This is a genomic window from Nocardioides sp., assembly GCF_036267815.1.
In the GTDB taxonomy this organism is placed as follows: Bacteria; Actinomycetota; Actinomycetes; order Propionibacteriales; family Nocardioidaceae; genus Nocardioides.
Genome location: NZ_DATAVI010000094.1, coordinates 1 through 15882 on the forward strand (window position 1 = coordinate 1; position 15882 = coordinate 15882).

The 15882-nt window shown below is 71.3% G+C and carries 15 protein-coding genes; 8 read left to right on the forward strand and 7 right to left on the reverse strand.

Features of this window, described 5'->3' with window-relative positions; translation table 11 throughout:
* Both VHW64_RS19040 and VHW64_RS19045 read left to right on the forward strand, forming a co-directional pair.
* The coding region (locus tag VHW64_RS19040) for a hypothetical protein (RefSeq protein ID WP_329652158.1) at positions 1–609 on the forward strand (609 nt) is incomplete at its 5' end.
* 115 nt (positions 610–724) lie between these two features.
* Positions 725–1639, forward strand: coding sequence for a magnesium transporter CorA family protein (locus VHW64_RS19045; protein WP_329652159.1), 915 nt, complete (start codon positions 725–727; stop codon positions 1637–1639).
* A 77-nt stretch (positions 1640–1716) separates the two neighbouring features.
* Here the strand turns inward: VHW64_RS19045 and VHW64_RS19050 are convergent, their stop codons facing one another.
* Both VHW64_RS19050 and VHW64_RS19055 read right to left on the reverse strand, forming a co-directional pair.
* A complete protein-coding gene (locus tag VHW64_RS19050; RefSeq protein ID WP_329652160.1) occupies positions 1717–2541 on the reverse strand; it encodes an alpha/beta hydrolase in 825 nt (274 codons plus the stop codon).
* Positions 2542–2746: 205 nt separating this feature from the next.
* Entirely contained in the window at positions 2747–3043 is a 297-nt protein-coding gene (locus VHW64_RS19055) for a hypothetical protein (RefSeq protein WP_329652161.1), read from the reverse strand.
* A 164-nt stretch (positions 3044–3207) separates the two neighbouring features.
* Between VHW64_RS19055 and VHW64_RS19060 the strand changes: the two genes are divergently transcribed.
* Positions 3208–3798 carry a dihydrofolate reductase family protein gene (locus tag VHW64_RS19060; RefSeq protein ID WP_329652162.1) on the forward strand — a complete coding sequence of 197 codons (591 nt, stop codon included), beginning with the start codon at positions 3208–3210 and terminating at the stop codon, positions 3796–3798.
* A 368-nt stretch (positions 3799–4166) separates the two neighbouring features.
* On the opposite strand, the gene VHW64_RS19065 is transcribed toward VHW64_RS19060, so the two are convergent.
* From VHW64_RS19065 to VHW64_RS19075, 3 genes are read right to left on the reverse strand one after another with little or no spacing between them, the layout of a single operon-like run.
* The gene (locus tag VHW64_RS19065; RefSeq protein ID WP_329652163.1) at positions 4167–4931 is read right to left on the reverse strand and encodes an SDR family NAD(P)-dependent oxidoreductase; all 765 of its coding nucleotides are present in this window, start codon (positions 4929–4931) and stop codon (positions 4167–4169) included.
* Positions 4931–5626 carry an SDR family oxidoreductase gene (locus tag VHW64_RS19070; RefSeq protein ID WP_329652164.1) on the reverse strand — a complete coding sequence of 232 codons (696 nt, stop codon included), beginning with the start codon at positions 5624–5626 and terminating at the stop codon, positions 4931–4933. The genes VHW64_RS19065 and VHW64_RS19070 overlap by 1 nt, the downstream gene beginning before the upstream one ends.
* Positions 5619–7082 (reverse strand): APC family permease, encoded by a 1464-nt coding sequence (locus tag VHW64_RS19075; RefSeq protein ID WP_329652165.1) that lies wholly within the window; start codon positions 7080–7082, stop codon positions 5619–5621. The genes VHW64_RS19070 and VHW64_RS19075 overlap by 8 nt, the downstream gene beginning before the upstream one ends.
* Positions 7083–7193: 111 nt before the next feature.
* On the opposite strand from VHW64_RS19075, the gene VHW64_RS19080 reads away from it, so the two are divergent.
* A complete protein-coding gene (locus VHW64_RS19080) occupies positions 7194–8717 on the forward strand; it encodes a PucR family transcriptional regulator (protein ID WP_329652166.1) in 1524 nt (507 codons plus the stop codon).
* Between the two features lie 21 nt (positions 8718–8738).
* Here VHW64_RS19080 and VHW64_RS19085 read toward each other — a convergent pair whose 3' ends face one another.
* Positions 8739–9308 carry a cupin domain-containing protein gene (locus tag VHW64_RS19085; protein WP_329652167.1) on the reverse strand — a complete coding sequence of 190 codons (570 nt, stop codon included), beginning with the start codon at positions 9306–9308 and terminating at the stop codon, positions 8739–8741.
* Positions 9309–9477: 169 nt separating this feature from the next.
* On the opposite strand from VHW64_RS19085, the gene VHW64_RS19090 reads away from it, so the two are divergent.
* Genes VHW64_RS19090 through codA form a run of 4 tightly spaced genes read left to right on the forward strand, consistent with a single transcriptional unit; the run spans position 9478 to position 14052 of the window.
* Positions 9478–10899: a cytosine permease gene (locus tag VHW64_RS19090; RefSeq protein WP_329652168.1), complete on the forward strand. Its 1422-nt coding sequence runs from the start codon at positions 9478–9480 to the stop codon at positions 10897–10899.
* The gene (locus VHW64_RS19095) at positions 10899–11804 is read left to right on the forward strand and encodes a polysaccharide deacetylase (protein WP_329652169.1); all 906 of its coding nucleotides are present in this window, start codon (positions 10899–10901) and stop codon (positions 11802–11804) included. The genes VHW64_RS19090 and VHW64_RS19095 overlap by 1 nt, the downstream gene beginning before the upstream one ends.
* A complete protein-coding gene (speB, locus tag VHW64_RS19100) occupies positions 11801–12760 on the forward strand; it encodes an agmatinase (protein WP_329652170.1) in 960 nt (319 codons plus the stop codon). The genes VHW64_RS19095 and speB overlap by 4 nt, the downstream gene beginning before the upstream one ends.
* Positions 12757–14052 (forward strand): cytosine deaminase, encoded by a 1296-nt coding sequence (gene codA, locus VHW64_RS19105; RefSeq protein WP_329652171.1) that lies wholly within the window; start codon positions 12757–12759, stop codon positions 14050–14052. The genes speB and codA overlap by 4 nt, the downstream gene beginning before the upstream one ends.
* 354 nt (positions 14053–14406) lie before the next feature.
* Here the strand turns inward: codA and VHW64_RS19110 are convergent, their stop codons facing one another.
* Positions 14407–15852: an RNB domain-containing ribonuclease gene (locus VHW64_RS19110; protein ID WP_329652172.1), complete on the reverse strand. Its 1446-nt coding sequence runs from the start codon at positions 15850–15852 to the stop codon at positions 14407–14409.
* Positions 15853–15882: the final 30 nt, after the last annotated feature.

A 15882-nucleotide genomic window follows, 5' to 3' on the forward strand; every position in this document is an offset into this window, starting at 1 on the left:
ATGCCGCTGTCGCCCGAAGAGTTCTACTCCCACGCCCTCGCCGCAGCCGACGATGAGCAGCGCCTACCGCTGTCCCGGATGACGGACTGGGACATCAGTCCTTTCGAGCCGGAGGGCTTGCGGGTCTCGCGGTTGCGGCGACCCGTGCTGCCCGAGCCGCCTCGTCATGGCGAGGACCCCACGGACTGCGGCTCGTGCAGGCGGCGCGACGAGGGCATCTGGCTCGACGACCGCTGGCGGCTGACCCAGATCACCGGGGTCGGCGTACCGCTCGTGCTCATGCTGCACCCACGCGAGCACCACGACCTCACAGACCTCACCGACGATCTCGCCGCCGAGCTGGGAGTCCTCACCACCCACATCACCCGGCACGTCGAGGCCCTCCCCCATATCAGCCGCTGCCACGTCTACCGCATCGGCGACGGCGGTGCCCACCTCCACGTGTGGTTCTTCGCCCGCCCCGAAGGGCAGTCCCAGCTGTTCGGGTCCTGGCTGGTGGTCTGGGACGACCTGCTGCCCGAGTACCCGTCGTCTCCGGCCGAGACGGACGCCGCGGCAGTGGCGAGTGCGCTCGCCACGTCCTACCAGGGCCAAGGCCCGGTGGGCTGACGGGTCGCGCCCTTGGAGCGCCGCGTCATTGCGTCTGGGTGGGTCAGGCATGACCTGCGGGTCTCACACGCCGCGTCGTCCGCGACGAGGCCGCGGCTTGTGGTGCCATGGTCAGATGAGCGTGACGGATCGGTGGGTCGACCTGCTCGACCCCACCGCTGAGGAACTCAGCGAGCAGGTCCCGAGCAGCATCCACGCGAGGGCGTTGGAGCAGCTGCTGGCTCCCAGCACCCACGACGACGAGCCGCGAGCCAAGCTGGAAGGGCACGGTGACTACATCTTCGGCGTCCTCCTGGTCGCCGTCGACGTCCCCGACGAGGACCTGGTGTTCTACCAGGAGCTCAACCTCTTGTTGACCCGCGAAACCCTGCTCACGGTCCGCAAGTCACCACCGGACGGGCGGCCACCATACGACCCCTCGCCGGCCCTGTCGTCCTGCCGGGGCCTCGACGCCATCGGCATGGTCGTCTACCACCTGATCGACGACGTCACCGAGCGTTTCCTGGACCTGGTCGACGCACTCACCGAGGAGATAGAGGAGCTCGAGGAAGGGATCGACCAGTGGGGCCCGGACCGCGTCCGCCGGCGCATCTCGGACCTACGTCACGACATGTTGAACATCAGGCGGACGGTGTCGCCGCTTCGCGACGCGGTCAGACAGGTCGTCGACGATCGCATCGACTTCGACGGCGAGGAGGTGTTCACCCGGGACGTCGAGCTGAACTTCGCCGCCGCCTACGACAAGCTGCTGCGAGCCACCGACGGGATCGACCTCTGCCGGGACCTTGTCGCGGGGGCTCGGGACTACCACCAGGCGAAGGTGGCCAACGACCAGAACGACGTCATGAAGGTGCTCACCGTGATCGCGTCGGTGCTGCTGCTCCCGACCTTCATCGTCGGCCTCTACGGCCAGAACTTCGTCGACATCCCCGAGCTGCACTGGCACTACGGCTACGCCTACGGGTGGGCTCTGATCCTCGCGACGACGGCCGCTCAGCTCGCGTTCTTCAGATGGAGGAGATGGCTATAGGCGATGACCGACGACAAGGCGTACCGTCCGCGTGCCCGCGAGGCACCTGACCTCTGCTGCCCCTCGGGGCGAGGGCTTCACAACGTGAGCATCGCGGTAGCGACCTCGCCCGCGGCATCGTCTCGGAGGGCAGTGCCCATGTCGTGAAGCACGACGAGCTTCGCACCCGGGATCTCGGCGGCAAGTGCCTCGCCGTTGCCCAGGGGGAAGAACCGGTCACGGGCTCCGTGCACGACCAGTGTCGGCAGTCTGAGCTCACTGAGGCGCTCGCGCCACCGAGGTGCGCAGTCGAGCCGGGCGAAGGACAGTGCCAGCTGATTGGCCTGGTGCACCGAAGAGTCTCTGGACGGGGTCCGGTCCCAGATGCGTGCCGCGGTCCGGCGCGCCTGCTCGGGGTCGTTGCCCAGTCCTTCGGCGCCATCGGCTGCGAAGGCGGCGACGGCAGCCCGGTCGGTCCAGTCCGGCATCGGGCGCGAGAGCAGCGCCTCCATGGTCGCGGCGTCGTGGTCTGGTAGATCGTCGTCGACCGGCCCGGGAGCGACCGGTCGAGTGCTCACCAGTGTCAACGCCGTGAAGGCCGCCGGATGGGTGAGTGCCGCGACCTGGCCCACCATCCCGCTCACCCCGACGCCGCCGAGATGGGCTGCCGCCGCACCGAGCTCGACGACGAGCGCCGCCGCGTCCGCGGCGAGATCACCCAGGTTGTACGCCGGCGCCTCCGGGTCGTGGGTGGTCGAGGCGCCGCAGTCGCGCAGGTCGTAGCGGACCACTCGCCGGCCAGCCGACGCCAAGCGCTCACACAGCGAGTCTGGCCACGACAACATCGTGGGCGCGCCAGCCAGCAACACCAGCGGATCCTCGTCGCGGCCAAAGCTCTCGACGCCGAGCTCGACCCCGTTCACCCGCGCGGTCTGCGCAGACTCGTACCGATCCGTTGCACCGTCACTCGTCACATCGAGTCCCTCCCGGAGATCCCCTGAAGCGCGACAGTTCCCTCACTCCGTCTGGTGGGTGGAGAACTGCTCTCTGCGCCTACGTCGAACAGGGGGCCCGCCTTTCGACGTCGATCTCGACACCTTCCGGCCCTGGGGACTGGGTAGAACCAAGTCAGGCGGCCGAGGGAAACTCCGAGGTGATGGCGACCGGGGCCAGGAAGACCTCGACCAGGGCGCCGTGCCACTCGCCGTCCCCGCCCCGCTCGGCGCCGACCAGGGCTCCCTGGAGTCCGTAGCCGAGCCGGACGATCCGGGCGAGCAGCTCGTGGGCGGCCGCCGTGGCTTCGCCCGGAGAGTCATAGGTCCGCGCGGTCTTCGCGCCGATCTGGGTGCCGGACACGGACTCGACCACGCGAGCGTCGAACGTGTCGGTGAGGAGCAGGAGGTCCAGGACGGCGTTCGAGGTCATGGCAGTGACGCTAGGGCGGGTAGGCCGCGCGGTCTGTCAGGTCCCTGACACAACGGGGGCGCCCAGTTCCGGGCCCCGGCGGCGTCGGTATCTCCGAGACCGGCAGCACGAGCCGGCAGCACCAGCCGGCGTCACCCGACCGACATCACAGGGAGCGAGTGCACATGGGCACGATCGTCGTCAGCACGAACCTGACCATCGACGGCGTCTTCGCCGACCCGACCGGTGAGGAGCAGACAGCCGCGGGCGGGTGGTTCAACCGCGTCGGGGAGGCGGACATGACCGCCTGGAGCGAGCACGAGGAGGCCGAGGTCCAGGGTGCCGCCGCTCTTCTGATGGGCGCGGCCACCTACCGCTGGCTGGCCGAGCGCTGGGCCGAGCGCGAGGGAAGCTGGGCCGACCGGCTCCGCGAGATCCCCAAGTACGTCGTCTCGGCGACGCTCGACGACCCCGGCTGGGACACCACGAAGGTGCTCACCGGACCCGTCGCCGACGCGGTTCGCGCCCTGAAGGAGGAGGTCGACGGTGAGATCGTGGTCTACGCCAGCGGCCATCTCGTCGAGGCGCTGTGGGAGCACGACCTCGTCGACCAGGTTCGCCTGGTCGTCTTCCCGTTCCTGGCCGGCGACGGACGTCGACTGCCCGGCCCGGGGCCGGCCTCGCTGATGCCGCTGGTGGGAGGCGGTCGCCTGAGCGAGAACCTCGTGCGGCACGAGTACGCCGTCAGCCGGGGCCAAGACCGGCCCGCTGGGTGAGAACGCCCCTGCCCGGCAGTGAAGCCGGACAGGGGCGCCGTCGCACCCGGTCTCGGGGTCGAGTGCGACATGCCGCACAGGCTAATGCCCGGGACGCACCTTCGCGCCACTCCCAAGGGCCCCGAGGAGAGCCGAGAGACAGCCCGAGAGAGCCCGAGAAGAAGGAGCCGAGGACAGGTCCTGGTAGTGGCCGCCGGAGCCCCCACGACGGCCACGCCACCCAGGCCCACCTGGCGTTCCCCCCCGCCAGTGATCACAACTCTAGGGAGCCCGGAAGGCCCCTGAGGGCGAATCAGGCGCAGATGGCCCGGTCGGACCGATCTGTGTCCGATCGGCCGGGGGCCTAGTCCCCCGGGTTGGCCGATGCGTCAGGCACGCGTTCGGGTGATCCCGCCGTTCGGCTGGAGCACCTGCCCGATCACTCCGCCGGAGGCGGGACCGGCCAGGAACGACACCGCACCCGCCACCTCCTCGGGCGTCTGGAGCCGCCGGGTCGGGATGAGCTGGGCGTACTGCTCGCGCATCTGGGCGAGGCTGATCCCGAGGTCGTCGGCGTCGACCTGGAGCTGCGGGGTGTCGACGTACGCCGGCGCCACGGCGTTGGTGAGGATCCCGTCCGGCCCGAGCTCGCGGCCCAGCCCCTTGGTCAGGGCGATCAGCCCCGACTTCGACGCGGCGTACGCCGTGGCGTTGGGGTGGCCGACCACGCCCCAGCCCGAGGCGATGACCACGATGCGCCCGGAGCCGCGTCGACGCATGGCGGGGATCACGGCCTGGACGAGCCGGAAGTGACCCGACAGGTTGACGTCGACCTGGTGCCACCAGCTCGCCGGGTCGGCCTCGACGAACGGGCCCATCGCCATCGCCGCGGCGTTGGCGACCAGGACGTCGACCGATCCGAGCGCCTCCTCGACCTCGGCCACGATCGACGAGGCCGCGCCGTCTGCGGAGATGTCGGCCGCGACGGCGTGCCCGTCCAGCTCGCGCGCCAGCCCGGTCAGCCGGTCGTCGAGGACGACGTCGTTGACCGCGACCGCGAAGCCGTCAGCAGCGAGCCGCTGCGCCGTCGTACGCCCCAGACCCCGGGCGGCGCCGGTGACCAGCGCGACCGGGCGGCCGGAGAGGGAGGCCATCAGATCACCGCCCCGGCGTTCGGCGAGAGCACCTCACCGCAGAACGCGGTGCCCTCGGTCACCAGGTAGTAGACCGCGCCCGCGATCTCCGCCGGCGTCACCAGCCTCCCCAGCGGCAGGGTCGCGAGGTACTCCGGCTCCCGCCAGATCGAGTCGCCCGCCAGCAGCGGGGTGTCGGTCGGGCCCGGCGCGACGGCGTTGACGCGAACGCCGGTGTGCGCCACCTCGGCGGCCAGCGACTTGATCAGCCCCAGCACGGCGCCCTTGGCGGCGACGTAGTGGAGGTCGGTCGCGCTGCCCGCGAGCGCCAGCTCCGACGAGATCGCCACCATGCTCCCGTCGCCTCTCTCCAGCAGGTGCGGGAGCACGGCCCAGGCACAGTTCGCCGTGCCGCCGAGGATCACCGCGAGCATCCGGTCCCATCGCTCGCGGGAGATCTCGGCGACGTCGATCCCCTCCTCGTAGTAGCCCGCCGCCGTCACCAGGGCGTCGATGCGCCCGTGGTCGGCCAGGACACCGCGGACCGCCTCGGCGACCGCCGGTCGGTCCGAGACGTCCGCGACGTACGCCGTGTCGGTCGCGGACTCGCGCAGGTCGAGCCCGGCCGTGGTCCAGCCGTGGTCGGCGAAGACCTGGGCGCAGGCCGCCCCGATCCCGCTGGCCGCCCCGGTCACCAGCACCACGCGGTCAGACAAGGGTGCCCCCCTCGACGTCGTCGAGCGGCTCGACCCACTGCTGGGGTCCGGGCGAGCGGGCCGGGTTGAAGACCCACGACATCACGGCGACGCCCAGGATGGCGACGACCGCGGTCATGATGATCAGCCCCCAGTTGAGGTACCACACGCCGTACAGGTCGCGCGGCCACGCGATGTTGATCGTCTCCAGCACGATCCAGACCGCGGCGACGTAGGTGACCGGTTTGCTCAGACCGCCCAGTGTGTACTCCCCCGGCGTCCACTGACCGCGCATCTTGATCAGGGCCAGGCCGACGACGGGCAGCGCGAAGGACAGGTAGAAGCCGGCGTTGCCGAAGGACAGCAGCAGTGCGTAGACCTTCGAGGTGCTGATGAACAGCAGCGGGCCGGCGATGATCGCGGTCAGGGCGATGGCGTGGCGGGGCAGGTTCTCGGGCCCGGTCAGGCGGCCGAGCACGGACTGGCCCGGCAGCACCCGGTCGCGCGCCCCGGCCCAGATCGCGCGCGAGACCGCGGCCTGGACGGCGATCAGGCTGGCGGTGAAGCCGATCGCGAGCATCGCCAGCAGTACCCGTCCGATGCCGCTGCCCATGGCGGCCTGGAGGGTGTTCGAGATCGGGTCGGCGACGGTCCCGTTCATGACCTGCGGGATCGAGGGGATGGCGAGGACGATCCCGAGGGTCGCGAAGATCACCAGGCAGCCGGCGGCGGCCAGCGAGAGCACGATCGCCTTCGGCAGCACCTTGCGCGACTCCTGCACCTCCTCGGCGATCGACCCGGCCGACTCGAAGCCGAGGAACGAGAATCCGACGAAGGCGATCGTGGTCAGGAACGGCGTCGTCAGCCAGCTCAGACCGTGACCCGTGCCGGAGGAGTGGAACAGCACCGAGAACGACTGGTGGTGGTGGAAGAAGAGGAGGCTCACCCCGATCCCGATCGAGGAGATCAGCTCGGCGGTCATGCTGACGTAGAGCAGCGTCCGTAGCAGCCGGGCACCGATCATGTTGGCGAGCGAGGCCGCGACCAGGATCAGCAGCGCGACCAGCACGACCGTCGTCTGGCTCGGCCCGTCGGCGCCGAGCGCGCCCAGCAGATAGCCGGACGACGCCAGCGCGAGCGCCGACAGGGTCAGTGTCAGCCCCCAGCCGTAGGCCCACATCGTCACCCAGCCGTAGCGGGCGCCGAGCAGGCCGCGCGACCACGCGTAGACGCTGCCCTGGAGCGGCCACTTCGAGACCAGCTCACCGAACACCGCGGCGACGAGGAGCTGCCCGACGAGCACGATCGGCAGCGCCCAGAAGAACGCCGGTCCGGCCTCGACGATGCAGATCGCGAACACGGCGTAGATGCCCACGATCGGGGAGATGTCGGAGAACGACAGCGCGAACGCCGACCTGAGGGTGAAGTCCCGAGCGGGGGTGGCCGAGTCCGGTCTGACGACGGGCTGGTGATCCATGGCATGCCTCTCGCGACGACTGGCCCGAGTGTCGTGACGACCCTCACCCGGGAGCAATCCGACCCAGGCCTGAACCTGTCAGCCGATCTTCATACTGTGGTATGAACGACCGTGGCGATCACGGTGCGACAGCTGCTCGACCAGCAGCAGGTGCAGCTCCGGCTGCGCGCCGGCGCCGCCGGGCTCGACCGCGAGGTCCGGTGGGCCCACGCCTCCGACCTCGCCGAGCCGTGGCAGTACCTCGCCCGCAACGAGGCGCTGCTCACCAACGGCACCGGGATGACCGACGACCCCGACGCCCAGGTCAGGTTCGTCGCCAGGCTCGAGCGGGCGGGGGCGAGCGCGCTCGGCTACGGCCTCGAGACCGGTCCGCCGCTCAGCACCGAGGCGGTGCGCGAGGCCGAGCGGGTGGGGCTCCCGCTGTTCACGCTGACCCGCGAGGCGCGGTTCAGCGCCCTGGCCCAGCTCGTGGCGGAGGCCAACGCCAGCCACGAACGACGCGAGCAGCACCAGGTCGCGCGGCTCTACGAGGTGCTCCAAGGCGCCCTGGCCGGCCAGGCGGGCACCGAGGAGGTCCTCGGCGAGCTCGGTGCCGAGATGGGTGCCCGGATGTTCCTGCTCGACACCACCGACGGCAGCCCGGTCTCGGGATCGCCGCCGACGGTCTTCGCCCGCGACGTCGCCGCGCTCGGTGCGAGCGCCGCCGGGCTCGCCCCGGCCCTGGTCCGGCTGTCGCCGACCGAGGGGTCGCACGGCCGGTCGGCGGTGATGGTGCCGCTGGACGACGAGCTGCCGGTCGCCCTGCTCGTCGAGGCCGCCGACCACGACCTCCCTGGCCGGACCCTGCTCCAGCACCTCGCCACGGCGGTGACCATCGAGCTCGCGCAGCCCCGGGCGGCCTGGCGCGAGCCCCAGCGCAGCTCGATCCTCGCCGACCTGCTTGCCGGACGCGTCGACGACCACACCGCGCTCGACCGGCTCGCCCACCACGGCCTCGACCCGGCGCGCTGCGTGCTCCTGGCAGCCCGCCGGACCGGCCCGCGCGGCGCGGGCCCCGCGACGTACCTGCCGATCGGGGGGTGGAGCGGCCTCCGCCACGTCGCCGCTCCCGGCCCCGGTCGTTGCCGCGTGCTGGTCGACCGCGGCGGCGACTCGCGGCTCGAGGGACTGGCGGTCTCCGGCTGGGTCGTCGGGGTCAGCGCCGTCCTCGCCGACGTCGGGCGCTTCGCGGCGGCGGATGCCGAGGCGCGGTGGTGCGCCGCAACCGCGGAGCTGCTGGGCCGGGAGGTCGTGACCGCGGGCGATGCCTCGACCTGGCCGCTGCCGGCCTGCCGGGCCGACGCGGAGCAAGCGACCCGGGCCACGGTCGGACCCCTGCACGACCACGACGCCGAGCGCGGCACCGACTACGTCACCACCATCCGGGTCTGGCTCGAGCTCGACCGCTCGTGGCAGCGTGCCGCCGACGCGCTGGCCATCCACAAGCAGACGCTCGGCTACCGGCTGCGGCGCATCGAGCAGCTCAGCGGCCGAGGCCTGACCGCAACCGAGGACCTCACGAGCTGGTGGCTCGGCGTCCGCGCCGACCAGCTGCTCCGACTGGCCCAGAGCTGGGAGTCGGACCGCCACCGCTGACCCCCCACCGACCCGGATCGCTCAGTAGCTCGCCGGGGTGATCACCCACAGCACCCGAGACGGCACCGTCGTCGGGTTGCGCCAGCGATGCGGGGTGCGACAGCCGAACGTCGCGGAGTCACCGGTGTGCAGCTGGTGCCGGTCTGCGCCGAGGTAGAGGTCGAGGGCGCCCTCGAGCACGAGCACGCACTCCTCGTCGCCGGCGTGGGTGTGCAGCCGGTCGCTGCTGCCCTGGCCCGGCTCGACCAGCGACTCGAGGATCTCCAGCCGGGTCGCCCAGCCGGGCGTCACCTGGGAGTCCAGCACGCCGCGGCTGCGCATGAGGTGCCGGTCGGCCCGGCGTACGACGGTCTCCCGCGCGTCGGGCGGCTCCTGGAACAGGGTCGCCATCGTCTCCCCCATCGCCGCGACCAGCCGGGCCAGCGTGGTGACCGTGGGGCTGACGCGGCCGTTCTCCAGCCTGCTCAGGTACGCCGGGGTGAGGCCCGCGAGATCGGCGACCTGGCGGGCCGACAAGGTCTTCTGCTCGCGCAGCTGGCGCAGCCGCGGTCCGACCTCGCCGTCACGCGAGGGACCGGCAGGCGCGGACATGCCGCGATCTTGTCACATCGAACAACGGTCCTTGACATTTCGAACAACCCAGGAGAAGGCTCGCCGCGATCACGGCCCGAGCCTGCGCCGCACGACCCGTCATCCGAGCCGCGCCGGGCCGTGATCAGGCCAGCCCCGTGTCTCGGACGCCGACCACCCCGGAGGAACCGTGTCGATCAACGCCGACGAGCTCGATGTCACCGAAGCCGCCGAACACACCCTGATCCCCATCCCGGAGAACGCTCGGACCTCGACCGTCGCCCACCAGTTCTGGATCTGGGCCGGCGCCAACATCGCCCCGATCAACTGGTTCCTCGGCTCGCTCGGCGTGATCTTGGGGCTGAGCCTGTGGCAGACCATCGGCGTCATCGTGGTCGGCAACCTGATCGGGATGGCCGTCTTCGGCTTCTTCGTCCTCATGGGCCAGCAGACCGCCGTCAGCCAGATGGTGCTGTCGCGCGCGACGTTCGGGAGGCGAGGCGCCTACCTGCCCGCGCTGTTGCAGGGCCTGCTGGCCGTCGGCTGGTGCGCCATCAACACCTGGATCATCCTGGACCTGGTCATCGCGCTGTTCGGCAAGCTGGGCATCCACGGTGGCGACGGCCTCAAGATCGCGGTCGCGATCGTGATCATGGTCATCCAGGTCTGGCTGGCCGCGATCGGGTTCCGCGCCATCGCCCGCTTCGAGCGCTGGACCGTGCCGGTGACCGTCGTCGTCCTGGTGGCGATGACGATCGTGGCGTGGACCAAGACCGACGTGCAGTGGGGCTACGCCGGTGGCGACCTGCACGGCAAGGCCCTGTGGAGCTCGCTGACGACCCTGATGACCGCGATCGGGATCGGGTGGGGCATCACGTGGTTCGCCTACGCCTCGGACTACTCGCGGTTCGTCTCGCCGAGCGTGCCGCGGCGCAAGCTCTACCTCGGCAGCGTCCTGGGCCAGTTCCTGCCCACCGTCTGGCTCGGGATCTTCGGCGCGACCCTCGCGACGGTGTCGACCGCGAAGGACCCCGGCCAGATCGTGGTCGACGCGTTCGGCGGTCTCGCGATCCCCGTGATCCTGCTGGTCATCCACGGCCCGATCGCGACCAACGTGCTCAACATCTACTCCTGCGCCCTGTGCGCACAGACCCTGGACTGGAAGGTCGACCGGCGGCTGCTCTCCTACGGGGTCGGCGTCCTGGCGACCCTGTTCACGATCTACCTCGTCCTCAACGGCGACTTCGCCGAGAACCTCGACGGCTGGCTCTCCGGCCTGGTCACGTGGGTGGCGCCCTGGGGCGCCATCATGCTGGTGAGCTACTACGGCATCCACAAGCAGAAGGTCGACGTCGCCTCGCTCTTCGAGCCGCCCGGCTCGCCGCGCGTGCCCGACATCGTGTGGGAGGCGATCATCCCGTTCGTGATCGGCATCGTGGCGACCTGGATGTTCGAGTACGGCATCCCCAGCTACCTCCAGGGCCCGATCGCCAAGCACATGGGCGGGATCGACCTGTCCTGGCTCGCGGGCTCGCTGGTCGCCGGCGTCCTGGCGTACGCCGCGATGTCCCGCCGCCGCTTCGTGGCTCCCGCCACGGTCGAAGGCGCCTGATGGGAGAGGACTCGGGCCTGCACGACGTCACGGCTCCCGCGGCGGCCGTCAGCTGGCCGGATGGCCACCGGGCGGCCGCCACCCTCGGCTTCGACATGGACGGCGAGGACGTCGCGATCACGGTCGACCCCGAGAGCCGGCACCGGCTCTCGGCCATGTCACACCAGGCGTACGGCGCCCTGACCGGCGTGCCGCGGGTCCTCGAGCTGCTGCGCCGGCACGACGTGCGCGCGACGTTCTTCTGCCCCGGGTACACCGCCGAGCGCTACCCCGACGTCCTGCGACGGGTGCGCGACGACGGCCACGAGATCGCCCATCATGGCTTCATGCACGAAGCCATGGCCGGGATGACCCGGGAGCAGGAGACGGCCGTGCTCGACCGCGGCCTGGAGGCCCTCGACCGCGTCGTCGGGCTCCGGCCGGTCGGCTACCGCGCGCCCATGTGGGAGACGACGTACGCGACGGCCGAGCTGCTGCTGGACCGCGGCTTCCTCTACGACTCGAGCCTGATGGACTCCGACGTTCCCTACGAGCTCGCCGAGCGTCCCGGCGAGGGCGCACGCAGCATCGTGGAGATCCCCGTGTCGTGGGCGCTGGACGACTGGGAGCAGTTCGCGTTCGTGCCGGAGCTGTTCGGCCCGGGTGTCATCGAGGATCCCGCCAAGTCGCTGGCGATGTGGACCGCGGAGCTCACCGAGGCCCATCGACACGGCTCGTGCTTCACCCTGACCGTCCATCCCTTCCTGAGCGGGCGGCTGGGCCGGCTGCGGGCACTGGAGACCCTGATCGAGACGATGCAGTCCATGTCCGACCTGTGGCTCGCCCCGGCCGGCGAGCTGGCCCGGCACGTGCGCTCGCTCGGCCTGACACCCCGTGTCTTCCCCCGCCCGGAGATCGAGTCATGACCGACCAGACCCCGCTCGGACCCGTCGACGGCACGAAGGTCCCGCGCTTCGCGGGATCCGCGACGTTCGCGCGACTCCCCCGCATCGACGAGGTCTCGTCGTTCGACGTGGCGCTGCTCGGTGCGCCGTTCGACGGGGGCGTCTCGTTCCGTCCCGGGGCCCGCTTCGGCCCGAGCTCGATCCGGCAGGCCAGCCGGCACCTCCGGCCGGCATACAACCCGGCGCAGGACGTCTCGCCGTACGCCGTGATCCAGGCGGTCGATGCGGGCGACGTGCCGTGCAACCCCTTCGACATCGACCACGCGCTCCAGCAGATCGACGACGGCGTCTCCGAGCTGCTCGCCGCGGGTGGCCGGCCGGTGCTGCTCGGCGGCGACCACACGATCGCGCTCGGCGGCCTGCGTGCCGTCGCTCGGAGGCACGGACCGGTGGCACTGGTCCACTTCGACGCCCATCTCGACACCTGGAACAGCTACTTCGGCGCCGACCGCACCCACGGCACGATCTTCCGGCGGGCCCACGAGGAGGGGCTCCTCGCCGGCGCGGTCAGCAGCCATGTCGGCATCCGCGGGCCGTTGTACGCCGCGCACGACCTCGTCGACGACGCGTCGTTCGGGTTCGAGATCGTGCGCGCCCTCGACATCGACCGGAGGGGGATCGACGAGATCGTCGACGGCGTGCGCCGTCGTACCAACGACGCCCCCATCTACCTCTCGATCGACATCGACGTCCTCGACCCGGCGTTCGCCCCGGGCACGGGCACCCCCGAGATGGGTGGCCTCACCTCCCGCGAGCTGCTGGCGCTGGTCCGGGCGCTGCCTCCCGACCAGATCGTCGCCGCCGACCTGGTCGAGGTGAGCCCGCCGTACGACCACGCCGAGATCACCTCGCTGGCCGCGGCGACGCTGGGCTACGAGATCACCTCGCTGATGGCCCGGGCCCGGGGCGACGCGTGATCCAGCTGCTCGTCCGCGACGTCCGGCTCCGCGACGACGCCACCGGTGAGACCAGCGCGGTCGACGTCCAGGTCCAGGACGGACGGATCCACGCGATCGCGCCGCGGGGTGCGGAGTCCGTCGAGGCCGAGACCGTGGTCGAGGGCCACGGCGCGTGGCTGACCCCGCCGTACGTCGAGCCGCACGTCCACCTCGACTCCGCGCTCACCGCGGGCGAGCCGCGCTGGAACCTCAGCGGGACACTGTGGGAGGGCATCGCCTGCTGGGCCGAGCGCAAGCCGACGCTGACCCGCGACGACGTGGTCGAGCGCGCCGAGCGGACCCTGCGGTGGTACGCCGCCAACGGCACCCTGCACGTGCGCAGCCACGTGGACGTCACCGATCCCTCGCTGGTCGCGCTCGACGCGCTGATCGAGGTGCGCGAGCGCGTGCGCGACGTGATCAACCTCCAGCTCGTGGCCTTCCCGCAGGAGGGGATCTGCTCGTTCCCCGACGGCGAGGAGCTCCTCACCGAGGCCGCGCGTCGCGGGGTCGACGTGATCGGCGCGATCCCCCACTTCGAGGACACCCGCGAGGACGGCGTGCGGTCGGTGGAGTTCGCCGTGGACCTCGCCGACCGACTCGGCCTGCGCGTCGACGCGCACTGCGACGAGATCGACGACGAGCAGTCGCGCTTCGTCGAGGTGCTCGCGACCCGGGCCGCGCGCTCGGGTCTGCGCGAGCGCGTCACGGCCAGCCACACGACCGCGATGGGGTCCTACAACCCGGCGTACAGCTACAAGCTGCACCGCATCATCGCCCGCTCGGGGATCACCATGGTGAGCAACCCGATGGTGAGCCTGCACCTCCAGGGCCGCTTCGACGACTACCCCAAGCGGCGCGGGCTCACCCAGGTCAAGGAGCTGCTGGCGGCCGGGGTGAACGTGGCGTTCGGGCACGACGACGTGATGGACCCGTGGTACCCGCTCGGCACGGCGAACCCCCTCCAGGTCGCCCTCGTCGGCACCCATGCGGCGCAGATGCTGGCCCGGGACGAGATCGAGGAGACCTTCCGGATGATCACCACGCGGGCCGCCGCCGTACTCGGGCTCGACGAGGAGTACGGCGTGCACGTCGGCCGGCCGGCGAGCTTCCTGCTGCTGCCGGCCACGGACGGGTACGACGCCGTACGCCGCCAGGTGCGCCCCACGCACGTCGTCGCGCACGGCCGGATCGTGGCCGAGACCGCACCCGCGGTGACCACGCTGACCTGGCCCGGCGAGGACCCCGCCCCGGTCACCTTCGCCCGTTGAGTTGGCCCTCCGGGCCCGTTGAGTTGGCCCTCCGGGCTCGCTCAACGAAATAGCAGACCGCCCCACCCGCTGCGCAGAACGCGCGGAGTGAGGCGGTCGTGAGGGCCGATGGCTAGGGGGGTGCCTCGGGCCCATCGCCCGACGACTCCGGTTGTCACCGACCGAGGGGGGGATGGCCGGAACGGAGAGCATCAGACGAAGTCTCAAGAGAAGGTTAAGTCGAAATGGGGTGGGATGTGAAATCTTCGCGGAATCTCAACCCTGTTCTTCGCGCGAACCCAACGGCTGTGCCTCAGAATTTTACCTTGCCATGACCCAACGCCGACTCAGCTCTCCGCGAGGTGCCGGCCCCGCTCATTCGAGCTCGAAGACGACCGAGCGCGAGGCGACATCCGCCTGGGTGAGGCGGACGTGCGCGTCGGTGCCGAGCGGCAGCGGGCCCGAGGCCGTGACCCGCGCCTCGACCGCAGGCTCCTGGATCGTGATCCGACCGCGGGACTGGTCCTTGTCGTCGACCTCGGTGACGACCGCGTCGAAGGTCTCCCCCACGTGCGGGTGCAGCACTCCGGCCTCGACCAGGTCGAGCACCATCGCCTCGTACTGCGACGCCTTGCGGCCGGCGTCCTTGAGCACGCCGGGGATCTCCGGGAGCCGGGAGATGACCCAGGCCGGAACGTCCGTACCGGCGCAGAGTGCGACGCAGATCTCGCCGGCATAGCGGTCACCCAGGCGGCGCAGCGGCGCGGTGACGTGGGCGTACTCCGAGGCCAGGGCGGCGTGGATCGGGTCTGCCGGCATGTCGCCGTTGAAGGCGACGTAGCCGCTGCCGCGAAGCAGCCGGGCGCACGCCGTGATCATCGCCGCCTCGGCCGGCTTGCGGGAGTCGAGGCCCCGGATGAAGTCGGGGTACAGCTGCTCGGCCGGCCAGTCGATGCGGAGCGCGCGGGCGACCCGGTGCAGCCGCTGGATGTCCTGGGCGCGCGGGGGCGGCAGGGTGCGGAGCAGCCCGATCCGGGCATAGACCATCAGCGACGCGGCGGCGAAGCCGGTCAGCATGGAGATCTGGGCGTTCCAGGTCTCGGCGGGGCGCATCGAGCGGAACTCCAGCGACCACGTGGTGCCGGTGACCTCGACCTCCTGCTCGGGCAGCGGCAGCGAGATGCCGCCGCGGGCCGCCTCCCGCTCGAGGCGGAGCTCGCCCACCTCCTTGAGCAGCTGAAGCACCTCGTCGGCCCTGCCGCCGTCGACGGACTCCTGCACGCCGGCGTAGTCGAGCTTCGCCCGCGAGCGCACGCGCGCCCGCTCGACGTGGACGTCGGTGCCCTCTCCGGTCTCGTCGACATGGATGGTCCACAGCAGGGCCGGTCGCACCTGGTCGGGCAGCAGCGAGGCGGCGCCCTCCGAGAGCGACGTCGGGTGCAGCGGCACCTTGGAGTCCGCGCCGTACAGCGTCTCCCCACGCTGGTGTGCCGTGACGTCGACCGGGTCACCGGGCGAGACGAACGCCGCCACGTCGGCGATGGCGTAGTGGACGACGTAGCCCGAGCCGTCGCGCTCGATGTGGAGCGCCTGGTCGAGATCCATCGAGGACGCCGGGTCGACGGTCACGAACGGGATGTCGGTGCGGTCGAGGTCGGGCAGCCTCGGAGCGGCCGCGGCTCGCGCGGCGGCCTCCTCGACCTCCGCCGGGAACTCGGGGCTCACGTCGAGCTCGGTCCGGATCTTCGCGATCCCGTCGCGCAGCGAGCGCGCGGCAACGTCGTCTCGGGCGTGGACGCGCACGACTCGGCTCGAGGACATGCCCCCAACCTTAGTGATCTAGCCTCGCCC